This window comes from Litchfieldia salsa, assembly GCF_900104555.1.
GTDB lineage: Bacteria > Bacillota > Bacilli > Bacillales > Bacillaceae_L > Litchfieldia > Litchfieldia salsa.
On the sequence record NZ_FNJU01000003.1, the window covers coordinates 430,921 to 449,308 of the forward strand.

Consider the following 18,388-nt stretch of genomic DNA (forward strand, 5'->3'; position numbering starts at 1 on the left):
TTATATTAAATTCTTACCCGTAAATACATATCATTTAATCTCTAACTTTTTGTATACAATTGATCATATGGAACAGAATACAATTATCAAAACTAATGCTGAAAGGGTGAAGAAAATGGAATATAGTTTATTAGCCTATGATAGTGCTTACCCTTGTGAAGTGACAATCGACGAGGATAATGGTCGCTATATGATTAGGAAAGCAGATACGAGTGGGGAAGTTTTTAATGAGCCAATGGAATTAATCAAATGGGTCAAGTCCAATTGGTCACAAGAAGATTTCCGTGATCCAGAAGCATTTGAAAATTTCATGCAAGAGATTGAAAACTACGGCAAATAAATTTCACAAAATATTCATTTTTTAATATTCATGTGAGACTAAATGTTAAGCTCAACTTGAAGCCATATGATATAATAAATAAGTAATTACATCTTATTCATTCTAAATGGATAAGTATTAAATGATTATTTAAGAGAAAGAATGTGATTAAATGGCAAATACACATGTTTTCACTAAAGGTGAGGAAATTGCAAATGCAATCATTCATGGTATTGGTGTACTTTTAAGTATAGCAGCTCTTGTTATTCTAATTGTTCATTCATCAATTCATGGTACTGCTTGGCATGTTGTAAGCTTTACTTTATTTGGAGTAACAATGGTTCTCCTATACTTGTGCTCTACTCTTGTTCATGCTTTCCCACCAGGGAAAGTAAAAGACTTATTCGAGATTTTTGATCACTCTGCGATTTATTTCTTTATTGCAGGGACCTATACTCCTTTTATGTTTATAGCTGTCAATGGATGGTTAGGATGGACTCTATTTGGAACAGTTTGGGGACTTGCAATAGGAGGAACTATTTTCAAAGCCTTCTTTGTAAAAAAGTTTCTGCATGTATCAACACTTCTATATATTGTATTAGGTTGGTTAATCGTATTTGCTTGGGGAAATTTAGTTGAAAATGTACACCCAACAGGCATTGCTTTATTAGTTACTGGTGGGATTCTATATACAATTGGTGCGATTTTCTACGTATGGAGAGGATTCAAATTTCACCACGCAATTTGGCATCTATTTGTTCTTGCAGCTTCAATTACTCATTTTTTCTCAGTCCTATATCTCGTTTAAAAAACGTTAATCTAAAAAAAAGAGACTGTCCCATTAGTGCCTATCAATGATGGCTTTTGGGAAGTCTCTTTTTTTATTAGTTACTTCTTTTTTTCATACAAGCAGAAATAGTACTCATAGGGATTCTTCTCATCTTTGATCCCTTTTTCTCTAGTTTTCAAGTCCCAATTTTCTAAGTTAAAATTCGGAAAAAAGGTATCCCCCTCAAACTCTTCTTCTATTTCTGTAATATACAATTTGTCGACGAAAGGTAATATTTCTTTAAAGATCTCTGAACCACCAATAACAAATATTTCCTTCTTAGTTTTACTAAGCTCTATGATTTCTTCGGTAGAATTAATCACCTCACAACCTTCTACAGCGTAAGAAAGGTTACGAGTAATGATAATATTCTCTCGTCCTGGTAAAGGCCGCCCGATTGATTCATATGTTTTTCTACCCATTACAATAGGGTGACCCATTGTTAGATTTTTGAAGTAAGCTAAATCCGCGGGTAGCCTCCATGGTAGGTCATTATCTTTTCCAATAAGCTTATTTTTGTCCATTGCTACAAGTAATGAAATCATACATTTACCCCATTTCCTTAATAATGAAGTTTTATACAGAAACTGCCCCTTTAATATGTGGATGAGGATTATAATTAATAATTTCAAAATCTTCAAAGTTATAATCGAAAATTGACTCTGGTTTTCTCTTAATAATAAGTTGCGGTAAATCTCTCGGCTCCCTTGTTAGTTGAAGTTTCGCCTGTTCTAAGTGATTAAGATAAAGATGCACATCTCCACCAGTAAAAACTAACTCTCCTACTTCAAGGTCACACTGTTGTGCTACCATATATGTTAAATAAGCATAACTTGCGATATTAAACGGAAGTCCTAGGAAAGTATCGACCGAACGTTGTTGCCACATCAATGATAATTTTCCATCAGCTACATAGAATTGAAATGCATAATGACATGGAGGTAACTTCATTTGATCGACTTCCCCAACGTTCCAAGCATTGACAATTAATCTTCTAGAGTCAGGATTTGTTTTGATTTGATTAATTACATTTTCAATTTGATCAACAAATTCACCATTCTTTGTTTCCCATTTTCTCCATTGAGATCCATAGACTGGACCAAGTTCTCCGCTTTCGTCTGCCCACTCATCCCAAATTGAAACACCATGATCTTTAAGGTACTTGATGTTTGTCTCACCTTTTAAAAACCAAAGTAATTCATGTAAGATTGATTTGATATGGAGTTTTTTTGTTGTAACTAGTGGAAATCCTTCCTGTAAGTCAAAACGAAGCTGTCTACCAAATACTGAAAGTGTCCCAGTACCTGTTCGGTCTTCTTTTTTCACACCATTTTGTAGAATGTCATTTAACAAGTCTTTATATTGCTGCATAATTTGGTACCCCCATTGAGTGATTAATTTCAAGAAAAATAATCGATGCATCGAAATTCGCATTATATAATTTTCAACGATAAAAATACAAAAATCAAGCTATTTCCTTAATAAATGTCGAAAAAAGTTTAGTTACTTATTTCAGAGAACTTCTGGTTAAAGTATGAGTATGTTAAGGGGGCGTTTTTCTTAAGTGTCTCACGCGTATCATTCGATAAAAAGTAGTATACAAATGATTCTGCAAAATATTCCTCTGAATAAATGATAAAGTAGCTATTGTTTGGAAACATCTTCGATGCTTCTTTTCTCCATATTTGTTGGAATTCTTCATCGTATCTAATCCTATTTAATATCTTCTGATCCACTGTATGAGCAATCTCATGAAGTTCTAAGTTCTCAGAACCATGTCCTTTTCCTTTGTGACTATGACCAATTTTCACTAGAACTGACCGACCTCCTCCAATACCTGGAACATCATCCCAACCCGGACCATGTTCACTATAGCCCCTAGGTTTCATACCCTTAAGATGGGATGCTGAAGGTTGGTCTGTTAATTGTCCTGTGAAGAGACTAATTTGAATATTCTCCCATACAAGTGCTTGTAATATTTTACGGTCAATTCGGCTTATTCTCTCAATTATATTCATTACTTCGGTTTCATTAAACTCATTATCAGGCAAAAAAATTAGCTCTTGCAAGAGGTTGTAATTAGGAATGATCTGTTTTGAAGTAAAAATAGTAAGAGATATAAATTCTTTTAAAGGAATTCCATGAATGGAAGCATCTCCATGGTTTTGTTTATCCATTGGCAAAAGAAGGATAAGAATTAGAAGAAGAACTAATAACTTTTTATTCATAAATACCTTCCTCAGTCTCAGTTGTTTAATCTCATAAAATCTACTAGTCTTAGAAAACATTAAACTTAATGTTGAAAATATTATAACATTTCACATAGACTAAAAGGTTTAATAAGACAATTCACCAATTTTTACATTTATTCATAAATTATTCCATGCTACAAAATTAGGGTGAGGAAAAATGTTGAATTTCAGAAACTGTGATGAAGAAACTGAACGTACTCTGTTGGAGGCAAGGGAGGTGTCAAGTTGTCAGAGTATTATTTACGCTGATTTAATTACTATTTCCTTTATCTTAACAATGATTATTCATTCATATATACAAAAAAGTCACCTAATTATTTTTATTGGGATTATTACTTATCTCTGTTTTATATTACTTTATAAATTTATAACATTAATTTTTGATTGGTTGGTTAAATATGAGTAAGAAAAAAGGCTTATCAACCGGATTTATAACCGATTGAAAAGCCCTGTCCGTTACAATTCAGAAACAAATGCTTTTACTCTACCTTCTTTTACATCTTTATCTCTGTGTGCAATTCGACTAGCTGCCGCAGCCGCCAATGCACAAACAATATCATCTAAAAACGTGTGAACATGTTGACCATCATGTTCATCTAACTCCCTAATAATCCCAAATTTTTCCTTATCAAGATACCCGAAATTTGTTAAACCAATTGAACCATACACATTTACAATTGATAATGGAATGATTTCATCAATTCCGTATAAAGGTTCATCCGTTTCGACTAAATGTTGTAACGGCTGTGGTAACATTTTTTTTTCGGCTAAAATATCCAAAGAAAGACCGGTTAAGACCGCATGGATTATTTCTCTTTTCTCTAATACTCGTTCCACATTATGAATACATTCTTCAATGGAAATTGTCGGAATGTATTTTTCTTGTAGCTTTAACACAATTTTCGCAATATCAATTATTTCAACACCGCGACTTACTAGCATTTTTTTCACTTCGATAATCATTTCATCCAAAGAGTAACTTCTAGTCAAATGTCTCACACTCCTGTCTACATTTTAACTTAGCCATTGTGGAGGCGTGTTTCTATCCCAAAAGATTGCGCCCAACTCATGATGGGATTGAAATTGGTCATGATAAGTATGGTAATGAAAATTAAACCAATGACCCTCATTAGGTGGTTGATCTCTTCTCACGTGAAACCTTAAAAGATCCTTTTTGGTTGTTTTATCATAAATATGAAAAATTTTCTCACTTATTCCTCCACTTGGATTTTCGGTGATCTCCAAGTTATGTAAAGTTTCTTCAGGATAAGCTTTAGCAAATGCTAAAATAGCTTCTTGGATTTTAGGGAAAATTTGTTGATTAAATTCCTCTTCAATAATTGGTGTAATTTTAGAGCCGAATTTTTGAAAAGATTGTTGTTCAGCCTGTATGATTGCATAATTGATGAATTGTTCTCTTTTATCAATTTCTTTTTGAAGTGTAGCAATCGAATCTATAGAATAGTAATTACTAGTGGGGTTTTGGTCAAATGTATTTCGTTTTGACGTTTCATCTGATTTTAAGTCCTGCATGGTAAGAGCAGGGGGTGGAGCAATCATACCAAGGGTAAGGACTGAAAATGAAACAACCAATGCTTTTCTAAACCATTTATGCATCATACTCTCCCTTTCAATTACACGTGAAATGTTTTAATATTATTCTACCATATTTAAAAGTTTTGACTATTAAAATAGTAAAAAATTATTTTTAAACACATTATATTACGTATATAATCATATAAAGGTTTCATTCGTGAATAATTTATTCATAAAGTGTTCACAATTTGTTATGATAGTATTAAACGTACTTACATAGAAAAGGTGGTTTTTTAATGGATACTCTTTATATTGCAATCAGCTTCATTACATTAGGTTACATGATTTTCTTGAACTTTGCTGACTAATAGAAAAGCGCAAGGCACCCGCTTATCGGCTTATGACCCCGAGCCGATGGCGCCTGGAGCTAGACACCAAGAAAAGCGGAAGCGCCTTGTTCAGCCCCGACAGGCATAAGGCGAATCACGCAGGAAATCTTGATTTCTGAAGTGATTTGACTTATGACCCCGAGGGGCTAGGCGCTGGAGCTAGACACCAAGAAAAGCGCAAGCGCGTTGCTCAGTCAACATAGAGAAAAGTCCCAAATATACCAGTTTGGGACTTTTCTCTTTCTATTTAGTTAAACTGATACTTCCGTAGTGAAATTTCGCTGATTTTCTTTTCACGACCTCAAATCCAAGATCTTGAAAGCTTTGACTTTTCCAGTGGTCCTTCAAGACAATTCGTTTTCTTGCTACTCTTTTTGCTTCTTTTATGACGGAAGCAGTGATACCTGATTTCATAGCAAGATTATTCAATCCTTTAATTCCATTAGATTCAAATATGCCTTCTTCAAACATAGGATCAAAATAGACCACATCAAAGCTATTATCATCGCATTCTTGCATAAAATTTAAATGGTCTTTGTTAAACACCCTAATTCGACTCATCGCATCATTCATGCCTTTATTTCCACTATCCCATTCCTTTAAACCCTTTGAAACCACATAAGCTACATAACGATTTGCTTCTAAACCTACCACTCCCCCTGTATTTCCCACTGCATATGATGCAACAATACTGTCTGAACCTAGACCTAATGTACAATCTAATAACGTATCCCCATTTGAAAGATCAGTAATTTTAAGGAAAGGATCATGATCACCTTTAGATATACGCTTTATTCGAAACATTGCTGAATTAGGGTGAAAAAAAAGCGGTTCACTATTACTTTTCATATGAATCTCTATCCTATTTTTACCAACAACCATTATGTCATCATTCAGTATTTTTTGTATTTCTTCAACTGATTGCTTCTTTCTACCCCTAAATGGAACACAAAGATCATTTGCAATAACTTCTGCATATTTAATCATATCAGGGCTTGTCCTGCCTGCTGTCGTTACAATCATAATTCGATTTACTTCCTCTCAATTGAAAAAGGATGCCATAAGACACCCTCGATAAGTTTTAACAATATTGTTTAAATGCTTGCAATAAATTATCCATTATATGTTCCATAGGAAAAGATTCTATCTCATGTCGGGGAATAAAATGAACAACCTCTTTACCATTTAATAGCGCCATGGATGGTGAAGATGGTTCCAAACCGGTGAAATATTCTCTCATTTTTGCCGTAGCCTCTTTATCTTGCCCTGCAAATACAGTAACCAGTTGATTAGGTTGTTTCTCTGAATTGATAACTGCTTGAGTTGCCGCAGGTCTAGCCAATCCAGCTGCACATCCACAAACAGAGTTTACAACAACCAAAGTGGTACCACTTACTGTTTCCATAAATTCTTCAACTTGAGTTTCAGTTGTTAACTCTACAAATCCAGCATTGACTAATTCTTGTCTCATCGGTACTACTACTTGTTTCATATATTCCTCATATGCCATTGACATCTTTATACCTCCTAGTTATAGTTACGATTTTCTACTTTCTGTCATTTGCTTCCACACTGAGCCCTTTGCTTCTTCTCCACCTTCGATACGTTCAATCGCAAGTTTAATTTGCATACTTACTTCAAATTCCGGATCGTCTTGAGCTCTCTTAAGTGGATCGAGTGCACTTTCATCTCCTACTTCATACAAGAACATTGCAGCTCTCCATCTAACAAGCTTATTTGCATCATTTAATGCAGCAACCATTGGTTGTATAGCATCTGCATCTCCAATATCAGATAAACAATCTCCTGCAGTTCTTCGTACTGTTACCGACTTATCCACTAAAGCCTCATATAATAGTGGTAGTACTTTCTTAGATTCAATCATACCCAAGTAGACAGTTGCAAGTCTTCGAATAGAAGCCTTCTCATCATGTAAAGCCTTGGACAATATGTTAATTTCTTCTTCTGTTGGGTCCATTTGTTCGAGAGCAGCATAGCGTTTTGTCCATTCCGGGTTATCCAACATTTCTTCTGTTACTTTATATCTTGTCAATCTTTTTACTGTACTAGCCTCTTGATTTTTTGTGCTTTCAACTAATCGATCCAGTCTTTCCTTTGGATATGCTGCTGATAATTCTTCTACAACCTCTTGACTGATTTCCTTTAAAGAACCATAGCGTACACCTTGGTCCTGCCAAGCTCTTTCCATTACAACATTTGTAGAAAATGACTGTGCTTCAAGCGAAGCTTTTGCAAATTGTTCTGGTAATCCAACCCTTTGCTCTTCATTTCCATCAACAAGTTTTACTTGCATTGGTATTCCTTTAAACATTTGGACAAGCACTTTCACTTCGCCGAAATGTTCATTAAGAGTCTTTTCAGTTCCTGATTCGAAAACTTCCTCCCCAAAGGATTTTCTTACTTGAGCTAAAATGTCTGCCCAATCGTATTTAGCATTTCGTTCGATTGCTAAAAAGTCTGCCACATGATAAACCCCTTTTACCCCTTCTATTTTCAGTATTTCCTTAATGACGGGTGGAGCCTCTTCCATTTGATCTCTTTTATAATTATTACTCTGCCCAAATGGTAATTCATTACTTAAAGTAATTTTCATTGTATTTGGACTTGGAGTTGGTTCAATCGAAACTATCTTCATTTGGTCCTCCTATTAACATGGCTATCTAAATTAGCTTGAGTTATCCATAAATTTTAACATAGGTATAATCATGATTCCATCTTAGCGCTTGAAAGTGCTTTTTTAATTATAAAACTGTCACATTTTAATAATTGGAATAATATTTCTTTTAAGAAATATGATTTAAAGATTTACATTTTATTTCTTCACCAAGGAGGATACATCATATGAGAATGCCCATACGTACGAAAGAGACTCTACTAGTTACATCAGTTGCCGCTGCAGGTCTCTTTTTTGCAACTCCAGAAATGACTGGAGCAACGAGTCAGACTGAACTATCACCTAAAAACTATTATGATAATTTCTTCGATACGGAAAGTACACTAAGGTATGGTCATACAGGGCACAGTGTTAGAATTCTTCAATTAGAGCTCATGAAAATCAATTTTTATTTTGAACAAATTGATGGGTATTATGGTCCAAACACACAAGAAGCCGTTCGTAAATTTCAACAAGCACATAAACTCAATATTGATGGGGTAGCTGGTTCAGAAACACTTTCAGTACTCAATGATGTCTTAACGAAACCAAAACCCGAAATACTTTCTATCGGAGACGAAGGACCAGAGGTTGAACAATTACAAACAAGGCTTCAAAGACTAGGTTATTATCATGGTCCAATTGACGGGATTTTTGGGAAATTAACAGAGAAAAGTGTTTTATCATATCAAGAAAAGCACAAACTAGATTTGACTGCAACAGCAACAGACGAAACCACTCATCATTTACTCAAGAATAAAAATGTGAAAGGCATTAGAATTAACACAATTGCTAGTGCAAGTAAGAGACAAGGAGAATCAAATTCAACCTCCACTATGTCTGTAACGACTTCAAATAGTAATAGTCAAGCACAGGAAAAACCCGTTCCAAAGGAACAAAATTATTCTGTAGATTCGACTATTATCTCGGTTGCTATACAACATGTTGGCACACCGTATGTTTGGGGTGGTTCGAGTCCTGGTGGTTTTGACTGTAGTGGATTCTTAAAATATGTATTCTCACAAAAAAATGTTAATATTCCTCGAACAGTTAATGAAATTTGGAATATAGGAACATCTGTTGAAAAATTAAGCGTAGGTGATTTAGTTTTCTTTCAAACTTATACAAAAGGACCTTCACATGCTGGTATTTACATAGGTGATGGCAAATTTATACACTCAGAGTCTAGTCGTGGTGTAACCGTTACCAATATGAGTATGTCGTATTGGCAAGACCGATATTTAGGCGCAAAAAGAATAGTTCAGTATAAATAACACTAAATATAAATAGCATCTATGGTTAAAATAGATCTATTTTAGCCATAGGTGCCTATTTTTCATACTTAACTTACATACTTTCAACAATGTCAGATAATTCTGTCCATCGGTCCATTAATTGCTCAAGGACTTTATTCTCTTGCTCATGTTCTAATGTTAATCTCTGAGCTTTTTGATAATCACTACCCGCAAGATCAATTTCCTGTAATAATTTATTACATACGTCTTCTTGAGCAGCGATTTTATCCTCAATTTCATCCCATTCGCGTTGTTCATTATAAGATAACTTTTTTTTCTTCGACTTTTCTTCCTTAATTGGAACTTGAGGAATTTCTTTCTTCACAGGTTCATCCTGTTTGATCATTGCTTGTTCAAGATATTCTGAATATAATCCAATATAGCCATTAATTGTACCATTTTCACCGAATACCAATAATTGATCGACCACTTTATCAAGAAAATAGCGGTCATGGGAAACGGTTATAACCACCCCTGGAAAATCATCAAGATAATCTTCAAGGACTGTTAATGTCTCTGTATCTAAATCATTTGTTGGTTCATCCATTAATAGGACGTTAGGTTCGGTCATAAGTATTTTTAATAAATAGAGCCGTCTTCGTTCCCCACCAGAAAGTTTATGAATAGGTGTTCCATGACTATTCATTGGAAATAAGAAACGCTCAAGCATTTGAGCAGCAGACACTAACTTTCCATCATTCGTATGAATCGCCTCTGCACTTTCTTTAATATACTCAATCATTCGCTTACTTAAATCCATGTCTTTATTTTCCTGTGTATAATACCCTATCTTAACAGTTTGTCCAATTTCAATATGACCACTATCAATATTAATTTCTTCTACAAGTATATTTAATAAAGTGGACTTACCACTTCCGTTCTTCCCTACAATTCCAATTCGATCCTTAGGTTTAACAATATAGGTAAAATCATTAATTAAACATTTTTCATCAAAACTTTTTGAAATATGATTTAATTCGAATACCTTTTTACCCAGTCTACTTCCACTTAGCGAAAGGTCTAGTTTCTCAGATTGGGAAACCTGCGATTTGTCTTCAATCTCTTCAAAGCGTTGTATTCTCGCTTTTTGCTTTGTGGTTCTTGCCTTTGCACCGCGACGCATCCAAGCTAGTTCCTTGCGATACAGATTTTGAAGTTTTTGTTCAGAAGCAAGTTCTTGTTCCATTCTCATAGCTTTAGCTTCTAAAAAAGCAGCATAATTACCTTGGTAACTGTATATTTGGCCCTTATCAATCTCAAGGATTCGGTTCGAAACACGGTCAAGAAAATACCGGTCATGTGTTACTAGAAGTAAGGCTCCATTATACTTAGATAAATAATCTTCAAGCCAAGTTATCGTTTCAAAGTCTAAATGGTTTGTTGGTTCATCTAAAATAAGTAAATCGGGGGTTTGAATTAAACTTTGTGCAAGTGCAATTCGCTTCTTTTGACCACCGGATAATTCTCCTACACGCGCAGAAAAATCATGAATTCCAAGTTTAGTTAAAACAGCCTTTGCATTCGAATTAGCTTCCCATGCATTCATAACATCCATTTTTTGTTGTACAGCATATAATTCACTTTGTATCTTATCAGTGGTTGCTGTGTTCTCAAGTAGAAACATCATCTCTTCATATTCCTTGAGAACCTTAATCAATGGTGTTTCTCCATGGAAAACTTGCTCAAGGACCGTATTATTTTCAATAAATTCAGGTTGCTGTGCTAAATAAGTGATCGTATAATCCTTCGAATTAGTGATTTGACCTGAATCTAACTCCTCAATCCCAGCAATCACTTTGAGTAGTGTAGATTTCCCTGTACCATTTATACCGATAATACCGATTCGCTCATTATTAGTGATACTGAAAGAAATCTGATCAAATAATCTCTTTTCTGTATAACTTTTAGATATGTTTTCAACATTTAGAAGTTTCATAGCTGCCCATTCCATTCTTTAAAAAATTGATCTAGATATTGGTTCATAAATTCATGTCTTGTTACAGCAATTTGTTTTGCTGTTAATGTATTTAATGTTGAGGAAAGCTTTAGTAACTTCTCATAAAAGTGATTAATCGCTGTTGACTGACCAGAGCGATATTCTTCTTTGGAAAGCTCATGTCTATATGGTAATTCAGGATCATAAATTAGATCTCCTTTTGCACCTGCATAAGCAAAAGTTCTTGCAATACCAATTGCACCAATCGCATCTAATCGATCAGCATCCTGAACAATTTTCCCTTCCAACGTTTTTACAGGAGGCTGGTTGCCACCCTTATAAGAGATTGTGCATATGATATCGATGATTTTATCACTAATCGTTCTTTCCAGTAGTATATGGTCTAACCAATCATTAACTTTTTTAATTCCAGCTTCTTCAGATTCGTTTAGCTTTTCATCCGCAACATCATGAAGTAGTGCTGACATTTCAACAATGAATAAATCTGCATTTTCCAATCTTCCTATTTCAATTGCTGTTAAACGAACGCGATGGATATGCCACCAATCATGACCACTGTTTTCACTCTTTAACAGATTATGTACAAATTCTTCAGTCCGCCTTATAATCTGATGATTTTCTACCAAGATATCGTCACCCCTCTAATATAAATATTTTACACTATTTAAGGTATCATTGTGTAATTGAATATATTTGTAACAAAACGAGTGTGCAAAATATTCAAATTATCCCTAAGAAATATAGTATCTGGTTCAATAAAATCATGAAAATAAGCCATGCAATAACGTATTGCATGGCTTTTCTTAGAAAATTATTTATATTGTGGAATTTCTAATGTCATCTTGTACGCATCTAAAAGACTATATAATTTATAGATTTGATTTACTTGCTTCGAAGCCCATCCTATATCTGTCGCATACTGATGTAGCGCATAACCATTAGTAATTGCACCTGCTGGATTCCATCTCATTTTGTAGATTGTATCTTGTCCTGCATCAATATATCCTCGAGCAATAAATTCTGCACCACCAATAATGGCAGCCTCTGGTGTAAACCAACCAGCCTTGTAAGCATACTCAGCACCACTTAATAATGCATTACCATCATTTGCACCAATACCAAACATATTATATACTTTTCTTCCATTTATAGACACACCATTAGCTAACTGTGAATGACCATTTCCGGATTCGAGTAAAGCATGAGAAATTAAATATATTTCGTTAATTCCATACATCTCTCCAGCAGCAATAAATGTCTCTGCTTGTCCTGCTAAAATACCTCTACCATTTAGAATTCTATCATTTACCTCGTTTATATTTAAATGCGTCGTTTCAGAAAGTTTTAGGAATTGCAAAGATTCTATCGGATGGGAACTAAAATGATCTGGATTAAGAAAATACTTCACATCCTCAATGTGTGCATCATTCCATGTGTTACCAATTTGAATCTCATACCAAGTATAGCCGTCTTGACCTGTCATTTCTGATAGAATTTGTAGAGATTGATTATTTTTAACTTGACCAATAACCTTATAACTAGTCCCTGCCCCACTTCTAACATTCCAACTATTACCGTTTACTGTTCCGAATGATGGCAGTTCATCATTGTTTAATACGAGGGCATCTTCTCTGATAAAGGCTGGATATTTTTTATCGGTTTTAGGATTAACTTTCATCTGTAAATTTGTTAATTGTTCTAATGAGAAGTCATAATTTATAATATTCCTTACAATTGTACCATTCAAAATACCATGATTACTTTCTTTTGGAGATGCTTGTGACTCTCTTATTGATACAGGTTTTGTTAATGACAGAAATTCAGATTTAACATAACCCTCGAAATTATATACATTGACCTTTGCCCATCCATTTAATTCAGATAGCACCTCAACTCTAACTCCTCTAGCAATTTTCACGATTACAGAGGCAGAAGTTGAAGGATTTACACGCATTTTTAAGCTAGAGCCCTGTTCTACATTTACAAATTTACTAGTAGTAATCTGATCCTCTACTTTTCCACTCTCGCTATGAACTTGTGGGACTTCTTGTGTTTTATCCGATTTACTAGTTAGGTAATGACTACTAACATAGCCGATCTTCCCACTTAGTTGAATTTTTGCCCATCCATTAGATTCCGAAATAATTTGTAGTTCTACTCCTCTCTTAAGTTTATGCGTAATGGAAGCATTATTCGATGGACTCGAACGAACATTAAGACGCGAATTTGAATCTGTATTTACATATTTAATGATTTTCTTATTAACTTCAGGTATTGTAGAATTGATTTTAACACCCTCCAGATATTGGGAACTAACATAACCTTCTACACCATCAACCTTAATTTTTGACCAACCTTTTGATTCAGAGTAAACCTCTACCTCTTTACCCTTTTTCAACTTAAAGATGATAGAACTATTAGTTGTAGGACTATTTCTAACATTTAAACTAGAATTTGAGGAAACATTTACACGCTTAGTAGACCTAATATTTACATCCTTTTCAGGTATCGAATCAACTGTTTTTTTGTCTTGAAGGTATTGTGTACTAACAAAACCTTCTACACCATTTTCTAACTTGATCTTTGCCCACCCATTATTTTCTATTAGAACATTTACAATTGTATTATTTGATAATTTTGACACTATTTTCGAATCAGTGGTTGGGTTATGACGTACGTTTAAATGTGAACCAGCATTAACATTTACATATTTTGTGAAAGTAGATTCAGAGCTACTCTGTACTTTGTTTGTTGGTAGCAAAGTAAGAAAATCCGTACTTAAGTAACCGACCTTTCCATCTACGGACACTTTTGCCCATCCATTTGATTCCTCATAAACATTAACAGCTTTTCCTCTTTTTAGTTTTGTTAAGATTTGAGAGTGTATTGAAGGTTCTTCACGTAAGTTAAGATTAGAACCAGATTTTATGTCAACAGCTTTTATATTTGTATTTATTTTACTATTATTGGTGGCTTTAACTACAGTAGATGCTTGGATGGTTTCTTCAAAAGCAATAGTTGATAACACTGCAAAACATAGAGTTGGGATAATAACTTTTTTCATCAAAATCTCCTCATTTTTTCCAAATTAATACTTAGTTTTACATTTTCTACTAATATGGTTTAAATTTTAACATAATTTACTACTTTATAAGAGTAATAATTTAAATAAAATGGAAGATAATGAGTTTTTTTGCATAAAAGGGTACACAAAGGGCAAAATAAAAAACGATACTCAATGAGTACCGTTCATCACTAATTTGGAATAATCTCGCTTAATACATTAAGTGTTTCATTTATATAAGGAATCATTTCTAGTAAATCGTCAATATGCTCCTCACTAATAAGCTTATCAAATTCTATCGTAATAATGTTTCGAAAAGATTGCTTGTTTTCTTCACCATACATAAATGATAATTCCTGGTTGATAGGGCGATAATCTCCCCAAATTCCCTTGAGTTTTTGTTCGATCTTTTTACATGTAATATTATATTCTAGAATGGTAGTATTAAATTGAATTTTAATCATGCAACCAGCTAATTGATCTTTTCTTAAAAGTTCTGCAGAAAGATTTTTAATGTCCATTGATAAGGTGATTATTCCTTCAATTGTACGTTGGTCAAAGTTGTTTTTAATTGAAACCTGATATTCACGTTTTAATGAAGCCAAATCGATTATGTCTTTTCGATCAACTACTTCCAGTTCACCCTTCAAATCGAGATCGTAAATAGCTCCTTCAATAACTACTTTTATGTTATCAAATACCGTTGGATCAAACATCATTAAAACAAACCTACTGCCTGACCAGATAAATCGACATCCATTTTCAGCGCAGCTGGCACCTTTGGTAATCCAGGCATTGTCATAACATCACCTGTAAGAGCAACAATAAACCCCGCTCCAATTTTTGGACGCAACTCTCGGATGGTAATAGTGAAATTCTCTGGTCTTCCAAGTAACTTCGGGTTATCTGATAAGGAATATTGCGTTTTTGCCATACATATAGGAAGCTCTCCCCATCCATTAGCTTCTATCTCTACCAATTGTTTTTTCGCCTTCGATGAGAACTCTACACCACTTGCTCCATACACTTTCCTTGCGATTGTTTCAATCTTTTCTTCTATAACCTGTTTATTTTTATAAAGTGGTTTAAATGTGTTTTTTTCATGTTCAATTACATTTAACAACTTTTGAGCTAAATCAATACCCCCCTCACCACCTTTTTCCCATACTTCGGTTAAAGCAACAGGATACTTGCGTTCTTCGCACCACTTTTTAATAGCCATTACTTCACTATCCGTATCTGTAATAAACCGGTTAATTGCCACTACAAAAGGAATACCAAACTCCTCAATCGTTTCTATATGCTTCTGTAAATTTTTCAGGCCACTAGTAAGTGCATTCACATTTTCTGTGTTGAGTTCTTGTTTTTCTACTCCACCATGCATCTTTAGAGCTCTAATTGTTGCAACAATGACAACTGCTGAAGGATGAATTTCTGCTGATTGTGTTTTGATATTAAGGAACTTTTCCGCTCCTAGGTCTGCGCCAAATCCAGCCTCAGTAACAACATAATCTCCAAGTTTTGCAGCCATCTTTGTGGCTAGCACACTATTACAACCATGAGCGATATTAGCAAACGGCCCACCATGTATAATAGCAGGAGTGTGTTCTAGTGTCTGTACAAGGTTAGGTTTAATCGCATCTTTTAATAATAAGGTTAAGGAACCCTCTACACCTAAATCCCCAACTGTTATTGGCTCTTTCTTAAAATTATATCCTACGACAATTTTAGACAACCTATGCTTTAAATTTTGTAAATCTGAAGCTAAACAAAAAATTGCCATGATTTCAGAAGCAACTGTGATATCGAAACCATCCTCTCGCGGTACTCCTTGGACGGCACCTCCTAAACCAATAATGACATTCCTAAGGGCACGATCATTTAAATCTACTACTCTTTTCCACACAATTCGTCTGACATCAATTTCTAGTTCATTTCCTTGGTATATATGATTATCAATCATTGCTGAAAGAGCATTGTTGGCAGTCGTTATTGCGTGAATATCCCCTGTGAAATGAAGATTTATGTCTTCCATTGGAATTACCTGTGAATATCCCCCACCTGTTGCCCCTCCTTTTACACCCATCGTTGGTCCAAGAGAAGGCTCACGCATAGCAATAATCGCCTTTTTGTCTAGTCTTGCTAAAGCCTGTCCTAAGCCAACAGTAACCGTTGATTTGCCTTCACCCGCTGGAGTTGGATTAACAGCAGTCACAAGGATGACCTTCCCATTTTGTTTATTCTCTAATTTTTTTAAAATATCAAGGCTTAGTTTTGCTTTATAATGTCCATATGGTTCAATATCTACCTTTTCAATTCCGATTGATTTGGCAATATTAATAATAGGTAGTATCTTAGCATTTTGTGCAATTTCAATATCAGATTTAACTTCTTTATGTACTTTCATTTATAAATACCTCCTGAACTATATGTTAGGATATGTTTAGTAACTCACATTCCATATTGTACAACAAATGCCTCAATTTTTTCACAAAAGATTTTCAGAGCTTTTAAAAAAGATTGCATTATTAGAATATTTTAAATCTCACTAATTGATTAATAGTAAAATACTTTCTATAATAGTTAAGACACTTTAAGTAAAATTTTTATCCAATATTTAAAAGGGGGCGGACAAAGTGCCAATAAATATTCCTCATAATTTACCTGCAAAAAATATATTAGAGAAAGAAAATATTTTCGTTATGGATGAGGATCAAGCATATCGTCAAGATATCCGACCATTAAATATATTGATATTTAATATTATGCCAGAAAAAGAAAAAACTGAAACTCAACTATTGAGGTTATTAGGGAATTCTCCTCTACAAGTGAATGTAACTTTTATCTGTCCTGAAACTCATGAAGCTAAAACGACAAATAAAAATCACTTAGAGGCTTTCTATACAACTTTTTCGGCGATAAGACATCGAAAGTTTGATGGAATGATCATTACTGGTGCACCAATTGAACATCTTGCATTTAACGAAGTAACATACTGGAAGGAATTAGAGAAGGTGATGGAGTGGACAAAATCAAATGTTACTTCAACACTACATATATGTTGGGGTGCACAAGCAGGCTTGTTTCACCATTACGGCATTAATAAATATGAACTACCGTCAAAATGCGCAGGAATTTTTCAACATAGGTTAATAGAGAGCAATATAAATTTAGTTCGAGGCTTCGATGATTATTATTTAGCGCCCCATTCAAGACATACAACTATTTCTCTTGAGGAAGTGCAAGCAGTAGAGGAATTGCAATTACTATCCATTTCAGATGAAGCCGGTGTCTGTCTAGTATCATCTAAAGATGGAAAAAGAATTTTCTTAACTGGCCACCCGGAATATGACTGTACTACTTTGCAAGAGGAATACGTTAGAGATCAAAATAAAGGATTGGATATCACCCTTCCTGTTAATTACTTTCCAAATGACGACCCCTTGCAAGAGCCAAGGCATACATGGAGATCACATGCAAATTTATTATTCTCTAACTGGCTAAATTATTATGTCTATCAGGAAACACCATATATTTGGGGCTGATAAATTGTAAAACCTGTCTTCTCAAAGATTGTTGTTATAGACATAAAACATAAAATAGTGTTCCTAGCAGGCTGAATACACGTAGACTCCTGCGGGACCAGTGGCCAAAGTGAGACCCCACAGGAGCCTTAAGCGACGAGGAGGCTCACTGGTCACCCGCCGGACGCGGAGTGTATTCAGCCTGCGGCTTTAAGCAACAATTTTTACGAAAACAGCATTGTAAAAAACTACTGTAAGTTTACAGTAGTTTTTTGCATTTAAAAGAACGTATAAATATCAGTTTAAAATCAACACTAAATATGAACAAGATAAGACTATTTTTAGTAAAAGGAGTTTATAATATGACCAAAAAAATCAACAATGGTAACAGTAATCAAAGTTCTCCCAAAAAAGGGAACTACTATGCAGAATTCTCTAGTGAACATTTAAGTGGTGATAATAGTAAAGGCAACAAACGAAACAAGAATCAGAAAGATAAGACGGAATTACACGATTAAATTTAACTAGACGGAAATCTCTCCAACTCTG

Annotated in this window: 18 protein-coding genes; 5 read left to right on the plus strand and 13 right to left on the minus strand. The window is 34.4% G+C overall.

Going from position 1 to position 18,388, the window contains the following annotated elements:
- The first annotated feature begins 115 nt into the window (after positions 1 to 115).
- Positions 116 to 340 carry a hypothetical protein gene (locus tag BLQ56_RS09120; RefSeq protein WP_090852613.1) on the plus strand — a complete coding sequence of 75 codons (225 nt, stop codon included), beginning with the start codon at positions 116 to 118 and terminating at the stop codon, positions 338 to 340.
- 151 nt (positions 341 to 491) lie between these two features.
- A complete protein-coding gene (trhA, locus tag BLQ56_RS09125) occupies positions 492 to 1,127 on the plus strand; it encodes a PAQR family membrane homeostasis protein TrhA (protein WP_090852616.1) in 636 nt (211 codons plus the stop codon).
- Positions 1,128 to 1,207: 80 nt separating this feature from the next.
- On the opposite strand, the gene BLQ56_RS09130 is transcribed toward trhA, so the two are convergent.
- The 8 genes from BLQ56_RS09130 to BLQ56_RS09170 form a co-directional block, all read right to left on the minus strand.
- Positions 1,208 to 1,693: a dihydrofolate reductase gene (locus BLQ56_RS09130; RefSeq protein ID WP_090852617.1), complete on the minus strand. Its 486-nt coding sequence runs from the start codon at positions 1,691 to 1,693 to the stop codon at positions 1,208 to 1,210.
- Between the two features lie 31 nt (positions 1,694 to 1,724).
- Positions 1,725 to 2,519: a thymidylate synthase gene (gene thyA / locus BLQ56_RS09135; RefSeq protein ID WP_090852619.1), complete on the minus strand. Its 795-nt coding sequence runs from the start codon at positions 2,517 to 2,519 to the stop codon at positions 1,725 to 1,727.
- 128 nt (positions 2,520 to 2,647) lie between these two features.
- Complete coding sequence (locus tag BLQ56_RS09140; RefSeq protein ID WP_090852621.1) at positions 2,648 to 3,376, minus strand: anthrax toxin lethal factor-related metalloendopeptidase; 729 nt, start codon at positions 3,374 to 3,376, stop codon at positions 2,648 to 2,650.
- A 480-nt stretch (positions 3,377 to 3,856) separates the two neighbouring features.
- A complete protein-coding gene (locus BLQ56_RS09150) occupies positions 3,857 to 4,363 on the minus strand; it encodes a phosphatidylglycerophosphatase A family protein (protein ID WP_090852979.1) in 507 nt (168 codons plus the stop codon).
- Positions 4,364 to 4,414: 51 nt separating this feature from the next.
- Positions 4,415 to 5,017 carry a YpjP family protein gene (locus BLQ56_RS09155; RefSeq protein ID WP_090852627.1) on the minus strand — a complete coding sequence of 201 codons (603 nt, stop codon included), beginning with the start codon at positions 5,015 to 5,017 and terminating at the stop codon, positions 4,415 to 4,417.
- 551 nt (positions 5,018 to 5,568) lie between these two features.
- Entirely contained in the window at positions 5,569 to 6,348 is a 780-nt protein-coding gene (locus BLQ56_RS09160) for a class I SAM-dependent methyltransferase (protein WP_090852630.1), read from the minus strand.
- 58 nt (positions 6,349 to 6,406) lie between these two features.
- Positions 6,407 to 6,841, minus strand: coding sequence for a BrxA/BrxB family bacilliredoxin (locus BLQ56_RS09165; RefSeq protein WP_090852634.1), 435 nt, complete (start codon positions 6,839 to 6,841; stop codon positions 6,407 to 6,409).
- A gap of 21 nt (positions 6,842 to 6,862) precedes the next feature.
- Entirely contained in the window at positions 6,863 to 7,981 is a 1,119-nt protein-coding gene (locus tag BLQ56_RS09170; protein WP_090852637.1) for a conserved virulence factor C family protein, read from the minus strand.
- A 206-nt stretch (positions 7,982 to 8,187) separates the two neighbouring features.
- Here BLQ56_RS09170 and BLQ56_RS09175 point away from each other — a divergent pair, with 206 nt between their 5' ends.
- Positions 8,188 to 9,273, plus strand: a complete 1,086-nt coding sequence (locus tag BLQ56_RS09175) for a C40 family peptidase (protein ID WP_090852640.1) — start codon at positions 8,188 to 8,190, stop codon at positions 9,271 to 9,273.
- 73 nt (positions 9,274 to 9,346) lie between these two features.
- On the opposite strand, the gene BLQ56_RS09180 is transcribed toward BLQ56_RS09175, so the two are convergent.
- The 5 genes from BLQ56_RS09180 to BLQ56_RS09200 all read right to left on the minus strand — a co-directional run bounded on the left by BLQ56_RS09180 (position 9,347) and on the right by BLQ56_RS09200 (position 16,722).
- Positions 9,347 to 11,230, minus strand: a complete 1,884-nt coding sequence (locus BLQ56_RS09180) for an ABC-F family ATP-binding cassette domain-containing protein (RefSeq protein WP_090852641.1) — start codon at positions 11,228 to 11,230, stop codon at positions 9,347 to 9,349.
- Positions 11,227 to 11,877: an HD domain-containing protein gene (locus BLQ56_RS09185; RefSeq protein ID WP_090852644.1), complete on the minus strand. Its 651-nt coding sequence runs from the start codon at positions 11,875 to 11,877 to the stop codon at positions 11,227 to 11,229. The genes BLQ56_RS09180 and BLQ56_RS09185 overlap by 4 nt, the downstream gene beginning before the upstream one ends.
- A gap of 185 nt (positions 11,878 to 12,062) precedes the next feature.
- On the minus strand, positions 12,063 to 14,315 hold the full coding sequence (locus BLQ56_RS09190; RefSeq protein ID WP_090852646.1) for an SH3 domain-containing protein: 2,253 nt from the start codon (positions 14,313 to 14,315) through the stop codon (positions 12,063 to 12,065).
- Positions 14,316 to 14,506: 191 nt separating this feature from the next.
- Positions 14,507 to 15,034 (minus strand): hypothetical protein, encoded by a 528-nt coding sequence (locus tag BLQ56_RS09195; protein ID WP_090852648.1) that lies wholly within the window; start codon positions 15,032 to 15,034, stop codon positions 14,507 to 14,509.
- Positions 15,034 to 16,722, minus strand: coding sequence for a formate--tetrahydrofolate ligase (locus tag BLQ56_RS09200; protein WP_090852651.1), 1,689 nt, complete (start codon positions 16,720 to 16,722; stop codon positions 15,034 to 15,036). The genes BLQ56_RS09195 and BLQ56_RS09200 overlap by 1 nt, the downstream gene beginning before the upstream one ends.
- Before the next feature lie 229 nt (positions 16,723 to 16,951).
- Between BLQ56_RS09200 and metA the strand changes: the two genes are divergently transcribed.
- Together metA and BLQ56_RS23450 are read left to right on the plus strand one after the other, a co-directional pair.
- The gene (gene metA / locus BLQ56_RS09205; protein ID WP_090852654.1) at positions 16,952 to 17,860 is read left to right on the plus strand and encodes a homoserine O-acetyltransferase MetA; all 909 of its coding nucleotides are present in this window, start codon (positions 16,952 to 16,954) and stop codon (positions 17,858 to 17,860) included.
- A 341-nt stretch (positions 17,861 to 18,201) separates the two neighbouring features.
- Positions 18,202 to 18,357 carry a hypothetical protein gene (locus BLQ56_RS23450; RefSeq protein WP_175490246.1) on the plus strand — a complete coding sequence of 52 codons (156 nt, stop codon included), beginning with the start codon at positions 18,202 to 18,204 and terminating at the stop codon, positions 18,355 to 18,357.
- The last annotated feature ends 31 nt before the right edge of the window (positions 18,358 to 18,388 follow it).

What these genes read in the sequence shown, in the direction of transcription:
- BLQ56_RS09120 (WP_090852613.1), top strand. Translation starts at nt 116, where the DNA reads ATGGAATATAGTTTATTAGCCTATGATAGTGCTTACCCTTGTGAAGTG.
- trhA (WP_090852616.1), top strand. Translation starts at nt 492, where the DNA reads ATGGCAAATACACATGTTTTCACTAAAGGTGAGGAAATTGCAAATGCA.
- BLQ56_RS09130 (WP_090852617.1), bottom strand. Translation starts at nt 1,693, where the DNA reads ATGATTTCATTACTTGTAGCAATGGACAAAAATAAGCTTATTGGAAAA.
- thyA (WP_090852619.1), bottom strand. Translation starts at nt 2,519, where the DNA reads ATGCAGCAATATAAAGACTTGTTAAATGACATTCTACAAAATGGTGTG.
- BLQ56_RS09140 (WP_090852621.1), bottom strand. Translation starts at nt 3,376, where the DNA reads ATGAATAAAAAGTTATTAGTTCTTCTTCTAATTCTTATCCTTCTTTTG.
- BLQ56_RS09150 (WP_090852979.1), bottom strand. Translation starts at nt 4,363, where the DNA reads ATGATTATCGAAGTGAAAAAAATGCTAGTAAGTCGCGGTGTTGAAATA.
- BLQ56_RS09155 (WP_090852627.1), bottom strand. Translation starts at nt 5,017, where the DNA reads ATGCATAAATGGTTTAGAAAAGCATTGGTTGTTTCATTTTCAGTCCTT.
- BLQ56_RS09160 (WP_090852630.1), bottom strand. Translation starts at nt 6,348, where the DNA reads ATGATTGTAACGACAGCAGGCAGGACAAGCCCTGATATGATTAAATAT.
- BLQ56_RS09165 (WP_090852634.1), bottom strand. Translation starts at nt 6,841, where the DNA reads ATGTCAATGGCATATGAGGAATATATGAAACAAGTAGTAGTACCGATG.
- BLQ56_RS09170 (WP_090852637.1), bottom strand. Translation starts at nt 7,981, where the DNA reads ATGAAGATAGTTTCGATTGAACCAACTCCAAGTCCAAATACAATGAAA.
- BLQ56_RS09175 (WP_090852640.1), top strand. Translation starts at nt 8,188, where the DNA reads ATGAGAATGCCCATACGTACGAAAGAGACTCTACTAGTTACATCAGTT.
- BLQ56_RS09180 (WP_090852641.1), bottom strand. Translation starts at nt 11,230, where the DNA reads ATGAAACTTCTAAATGTTGAAAACATATCTAAAAGTTATACAGAAAAG.
- BLQ56_RS09190 (WP_090852646.1), bottom strand. Translation starts at nt 14,315, where the DNA reads ATGAAAAAAGTTATTATCCCAACTCTATGTTTTGCAGTGTTATCAACT.
- BLQ56_RS09195 (WP_090852648.1), bottom strand. Translation starts at nt 15,034, where the DNA reads ATGATGTTTGATCCAACGGTATTTGATAACATAAAAGTAGTTATTGAA.
- BLQ56_RS09200 (WP_090852651.1), bottom strand. Translation starts at nt 16,722, where the DNA reads ATGAAAGTACATAAAGAAGTTAAATCTGATATTGAAATTGCACAAAAT.
- BLQ56_RS23450 (WP_175490246.1), top strand. Translation starts at nt 18,202, where the DNA reads ATGACCAAAAAAATCAACAATGGTAACAGTAATCAAAGTTCTCCCAAA.